We start from the raw sequence: 6,016 nt of genomic DNA on the forward strand, positions 1-6,016 counted from the left end.
CGATCTGGTATGGATAAAATCGGCGATTATTTTGACAATAAGCTGGACAGTTTGCAAGACATCAAGCAGATTGAAGGCAAGTTGCAGGAAGCGGAAAAGTCGTTGGGCGTCAGCGAAGGTGAGGCAAAGGAAAGGTTGCAGGCAGAAGTGGAACGGAGGGCAGAAGTATGAGCGGTATGGGGGTGACAACAGTAGAGAAGATAGAAGGTGCGTTGATGCTCCTCAGCCTGGCAATTGATATAGCCGATAAGTTGGTCGATGCATTGAAGAAGTGGGGAGTGCTCGAAAATACGAGCAGCACCGATGACTTGGGGGCCAAGGCTTTGTACGCAGAGGGTTGCGGTATCCTAGAAGGAAATTATGCCACATATGGAGAGTACCTCCATGCTGTAGATAGAATGAACATCACTGCAGAGCAACGCAATGCTTACACTCCCGAAAAGAAGCGTGAAGCGGGAGCGCAACTCATCTTGGGTGGCTTGAAAGAAGAAATGGGCACTCAGGCAGAAGCTTTTGCCATTGAAACTGTCAAAAACGCTGATTTCTACCAAGCAGAAGGCCGAGTAGAAACCTACGCCGAGGCCGTTAAGAACGGGAATGTTTCTTCTGAGAATATCAGTGCATACTTTGACAATAAACTGGAGGATTTGCAGACGGTAAAGACAACGGACGCCGCTCTGAAAGCGATCGAGGAAAAGCGCGGAGCCTCTTCGGAAGAAGCTGGTCGTTTGCTTGATGTTGAAATAGAGCGAAGAGGGGGTGTATGATGCATATTGCTATTGAGGGACTTGATGGTGCTGGCAAGACATCTGCCGCCAAAGTGTTAGAAAGGCTTACGGGATTCACATTGATCGAATATCCTATTCGTTATCTTACTGATGGCGAAACAGGGCGAGAACAACTTGAGCGTTTGATTGTTCAGGTGGAAGACAATACCGAGCGTGATTTTACGGCGATGTTTTATGGCACGGGAAATATGTATCGGAAATATCTCATCAAAGGTCGAAACATTATCACCGATCGCTATCTTGCGTCCACATATTTCTGGAATTGCACGCCAGATAATGTAGATTTTTTCGATTTTCTGGTGCGCGTTTCAAATCGCCCTGATTTTACAGTACTTCTCTTTGCTAATGCCGAAGTACGGAAACAGCGTATTCTGCTACGCAACCCTCGTGACCCCGATCTTAAGAAAAAGATTTTTCATGATGCACAATATGACAAGTTGCAGGAGTTTTTAGATCGCTATCAGATGCCGCATTGCCGCATCGATAACTCTTTGTTGGATGTTGAAGAAACAGCTGCATGCATTCAACAAGAGGCTGAGAAGGTTGGTGTGTTATGAATCTGACTGAAGAAGAGCTTCGTAGCCTTAGTCGCGAATACCTGAATTCTTACTACTCACTTAACACTTACATTGGTTGCACTATAGATTGTGCGTATTGCTTCTTAGCACCAATAGGAATTGTACCTTCAGTACCCATACGGGTAATATCTGAGGAAGATCTAGTTGCAGAGGCTCTAGCCGATCCGCTTTTTGTCCGTGGTGAGACTGTGATTTCGTTAAATAATCGCACCGATCCATTTTTAAATCACCAAGTTAAGAATAGCACTTTTCGTTTAATGGATATTCTAGAACGAGAGAACTTGACGAATCCCGTTACCATAACTAGCAAGGGAATGCTGACTATAGAGGATGTCAGGCGATTGGATGAATACCGTCACATTTTGCCCATTATTATAGTCACCTACAATGGAATGCCCCGTTTATTGCAACCTATTGATTGCACTCTTCAAGAAGCTACTATGCGTCATGTGGCGACCTGCCAAAATGTGCGGTTGATTCATCAGTTTCGTCCCATCATTCCAGGATTGAATGACAGCGAAGAAACCATCAGAAGAACATGCTCTTATGCATCGCGATTCTGCGATGCGACTATCTATCAGGGCGTGCGCGTGAATAAATTTATATGCGAGCGTCTGCAAGCTAGGAATTATGAATACACAGGTACGTTAAGCACAAAAAAAATCAAATCCCATAAAGTTGATGCCGTTTTTCAGGCGTGGCAGCAAGAAAATCCTACTTATCATATCTTTGACCACACGTCATGTTGCCTTTCTTATGTTTTACGGCAACCAGACTATAATGTCTGCTATAGAGAAGTACGATGTTCAGTTTCTTGCCCCAACTATGTTCGTTGTCACGACGAGGCTCCTGTGCCGCCCGTTGATTTAGCTGAACAACTTGCTCGAATTGGAATTTACGGTGGTTGGGCATATACCGAAGGAAGATTGCGTGTGTCGAAGCCGATTACGGATGAGCAACGATCTTTTGTCCGTCACATTTTACATTTGCCCTGCGACTATGAGCATAGGCGGAGTTTATTCTCCGAAAAAATGATGGAAAGAGGGGACGTGTAAAATGAGCATTCGCATTATATATCAAGATAAAGGCGTGTCACTAGATGCAGACGATAGATTCTTGCTGCAGGAATTGTACCGCTTATATCCTGAGTCAAATGAGATATCCGAATGGAACCTAGAATTATGTAACGGTAGTGGTCTTCCAACTGTGCGAGAGGCTACAGTTCATCTTCCGTTTAAGTTTTATCGTTCATGGTCTGATAATTTGCCGTCAAACTTTGATGAACATGCCCGGCATAAACTGCTCTATAATGAGTTGTCGCGAGATTATATGACGGCTATTGCTGGCAACACGGAGAAAGAGGTACAGTTTTTATATCAGATAATTGGTGGAAGTAATGCAAAGGTATTGGACTTGTGCTGTGGTGTAGGAAGACATGCTACCTTGCTCGCTGCTAGAGGTTTTCAAGTAACAGGGATAGATTTTTCTGACGCTCAGATACAAACAGCAAGAAAAAGAAACCCCTCTCAGCATATTAAATTTTTGCAAATGGATGTGCGTCAACTGAAGCTAACAGAAAGAGATTTTGGATTGGCAGTTTGTATGTGGACTACCTACAATTATTTTTCTAGGGAAAAGGATTTTTGCGACTTCATATCTGCTGTTGCTCATCACCAACCTGAAGGTGCGATCTTGGTGCTTGATGCTAAAAACATTCCAGCATTACCACCAAGACGTTTGTATAGACGCTCTTACCAACATGATGCGGATAAACTTGAACTTTTGATACACAAAAGAGTGAAAGCTAACATTCAAAACTCACAATATCTATATTTTTTTAGTGGCAGTCGCTCAGCATTTTATCTTGATGAAGAATTCGTTCGCTTTTACGACTTAGTAGAATTGACTGCTATGAGTAAAAAATGGTACGATATCGTTAATGTGTACGGTGATTTCGATATGTCCAAGTATGAGGTGTTGAATAGCCAACGCTTTATCGTTGTATTACGACGAAAATGAGGTGATTACATATGTATTACGTTTCTCGTGAAGGTTACAAAAAGATGTATGAGCAGTATCTTGAGTATGGTGAAGAAATCAAACGGGTAAATCGTGAAGTGGGAGAAAGTGCAGCACGTGACCGTGATCTTCGGGAGAACCCTGAATTCATGTCTTTGCGTGTGAAGGCAATGTACGAAATCCCCAGTCAGCGTGAAGTTTTGTACCGTAAATATCAGGAAGCTGTCATCATCGAAGATACCGAAGCGTATAAAAATTTTGATGGTCGTACGGTAATTGCTGGTTCCGTAGTGGAACTTGAATTTGATGGTGAACCTTGTACATACACTATTTTGGGGAATGACGAGGGCGATATTGACAACGATATTCTCTCTTGCAATGCGCCTATTGCTCAAGCGTTAATTGGCAACAGAGTGGGCGATGAACTGGAATGGAAAGATGAAAGTATAAAAATTCTCAAGGTGACACGCATATAAAAAATGGAGCAGCCGATATTTATATGAAACTGTCGTTAATTATTTGATTGCAATAGAAAATCAGACAGTTATCAAAAAACATTCCAGTAGTAGAAGCAATGCGGTTGAGATGTCCCTGAAACAGTTGTTCCGATGATTTTCCCAAGCACTGCAATGGTAGGTGCAAAGAAGGCACTGAGCTTGATGATACCATTTGCAGTGCCTACTATGAGAGTGAGCATCAAGATGAGGAGGGGCGGCGATGGCACGATTTTATCCTGCATTCGCGGGGGATTTTCATGGGAGCGAGGGGGAGCGGCAGGCTTACCGTGCGTTGGAAACGCTCGGGGACGACTATACGGTATTCCACTCTTACTGCTGGCTGGGAGACGGCGTGCGTACGGCTCCGCAGGGGGAGGCGGATTTCGTCGTGCTGCATCCGAGGCACGGCATTCTCGCCGTTGAGGTGAAAGCGGGCGGAATTGCCTACGAAGATGGCGCATGGCACCAGACGAACCGCCGCACGGGCGAGCGGAAGGTCATCTATCCGTTTCAGCAGGCGGAGAACAGCTGTCAGCGCATCCTTGCGGAGCTGCGCCAAAGGACGCCGCAGCATGTGCCTCTCGTGGGCAAGGCGGTCTGGTTCACCTCTGTGGAGATTCCTCAAGGCAAGCCTTTGCCGTTGGAGTCGCCGCGCGACATCATCCTCGACGCGGGCGATTTGCGTGAGCCGAAAGTGAAATTGGAGAAGATTTACAGCTATTGGCGCAAGTTGTTCCGCATTCCTGAGCGCGTGCAGTCGCCGAGCGTGTTCAAGCAGGTAATCCAGACATTGCAGCCTGTCTTTCGCATCGTGGAGACGGTTTCTGCCGCATCGCAGGCGGTCGAGCAGTCGACGGCGCGTCTGACGAATGCGCAGTTCGCGCTCTTGGAGTATCTGACCGATCAGCGAACGGCGGCGATTCACGGCGCAGCGGGCACGGGCAAGAGCCTGCTGGCAGCGGAGAAGGCTCGTATGCTGGCGCGTGAGGGGCAGAAGGTGCTCTATCTTTGCTTCAATGAGTTTCTTTTCGAGCGGCTGCGCTCCTGTCGCTGGGACGGAAAGATCACGATACACAATGAGCGCACGTTGGCGGAGGAGTTGATGGCGGAGCGGAATCTGCCGCTCACGACGGTACTGCGCGATTTCGAGACGTTTTTTCAGAATGAATTCGATGATACGCTGTGGGAGTATCCGAACATCGTCGTCGATGAGGCGCAGGACTTCCCGAGCACATTGCTCGAACATCTTGCACTCTTGGCTGAGCTTCATGACGGAGCGTTCTACCTGTTTTATGATCGCGGGCAGACGATCATCTCGCGCCGCCCGACAGGGCAGACGCAGCAGATGGCGGCAGAGTGGATCGACGCATGTATGGACTGTCGGCTCATTCTCTATCGCAACTGCCGCAATACGGCGGAGATCGGACGTACGGTGCAGAGCTTCCTTGCGGGCAGGCACAAGCATTATCTCAATGCCATTCATGGCAAAAAGCCTCGTGCCGTATTCGTTCCCGATGCAGAAGCGCTTGCAGCAGCCGCCGCCGATTTTGTGCGCCGTATGAAGAGCGAGGAGAAACTGGAACTTCAGGACATCGTGATCCTCACAGTGAGCACGCTGGAAAAGAGTGTGCTCGCAGGCGTGACGTCGCTCGCTGGGATTCCTCTCGCTCATCAGCCGACGGAGGGAAAGGTCTGGTTCACGACGGTGCGTCGCTACAAAGGACTGGAGGCGAAGGCCGTCCTGCTCGTGGATGTGCATGTGTCGAAGCTCGTGAAGCCGACCTGCCAACGACTCGTCTACGTCGGTAGCTCACGCGCGTCTGCGTATCTTGAGACGATTTTCATTAGCGATGTTTCGGCAGAGGAATATCCGGCGTTGATCGAATCTCTGGATGTCGACATTGAGCCGTCTCCGAAAGGGGTGGCAAAGTGGCTCGGTATGGAATGCAGCATGGATGCATGACAGTGTTCAGCCGCAGTATATTTTAGACATGAAAATTCCCGTCTACTGCAGGGCGTATTCTGCAGCGGGCGGGAGTTTTTATATTCATATTTCTGGAAGGCATTCGCGCTGTTGTAAGGATAGGTGCATTCAATAGTACCAGTATTCCTTGATGTAATACGACCATCCTAA

General features: G+C 47.4%; 6 protein-coding genes. All 6 read left to right on the forward strand.

What is annotated here, in order from left to right; translation table 11 throughout:
- Positions 1-167 precede the first annotated feature (167 nt).
- The 6 genes from ACTTKG_RS08570 to ACTTKG_RS08595 all read left to right on the forward strand — a co-directional run bounded on the left by ACTTKG_RS08570 (position 168) and on the right by ACTTKG_RS08595 (position 5,845).
- Positions 168-767, forward strand: a complete 600-nt coding sequence (locus ACTTKG_RS08570) for a hypothetical protein (RefSeq protein ID WP_442673798.1) — start codon at positions 168-170, stop codon at positions 765-767.
- The gene (locus ACTTKG_RS08575; protein ID WP_442673799.1) at positions 764-1,345 is read left to right on the forward strand and encodes a hypothetical protein; all 582 of its coding nucleotides are present in this window, start codon (positions 764-766) and stop codon (positions 1,343-1,345) included. Before ACTTKG_RS08570 ends, ACTTKG_RS08575 begins: the two co-directional genes overlap by 4 nt.
- Complete coding sequence (locus ACTTKG_RS08580; RefSeq protein ID WP_442673800.1) at positions 1,342-2,421, forward strand: hypothetical protein; 1,080 nt, start codon at positions 1,342-1,344, stop codon at positions 2,419-2,421. Before ACTTKG_RS08575 ends, ACTTKG_RS08580 begins: the two co-directional genes overlap by 4 nt.
- A gap of 1 nt (position 2,422) precedes the next feature.
- Positions 2,423-3,385, forward strand: a complete 963-nt coding sequence (locus tag ACTTKG_RS08585; protein ID WP_442673801.1) for a class I SAM-dependent methyltransferase — start codon at positions 2,423-2,425, stop codon at positions 3,383-3,385.
- An 11-nt stretch (positions 3,386-3,396) separates the two neighbouring features.
- Positions 3,397-3,861, forward strand: coding sequence for a GreA/GreB family elongation factor (locus ACTTKG_RS08590; RefSeq protein ID WP_442673802.1), 465 nt, complete (start codon positions 3,397-3,399; stop codon positions 3,859-3,861).
- A gap of 241 nt (positions 3,862-4,102) precedes the next feature.
- Positions 4,103-5,845 carry an NERD domain-containing protein gene (locus ACTTKG_RS08595; RefSeq protein ID WP_442673803.1) on the forward strand — a complete coding sequence of 581 codons (1,743 nt, stop codon included), beginning with the start codon at positions 4,103-4,105 and terminating at the stop codon, positions 5,843-5,845.
- The last annotated feature ends 171 nt before the right edge of the window (positions 5,846-6,016 follow it).

The sequence above is a fragment of the Selenomonas sp. genome (assembly GCF_052169755.1).
Classification (GTDB): domain Bacteria; phylum Bacillota; class Negativicutes; order Selenomonadales; family Selenomonadaceae; genus Selenomonas.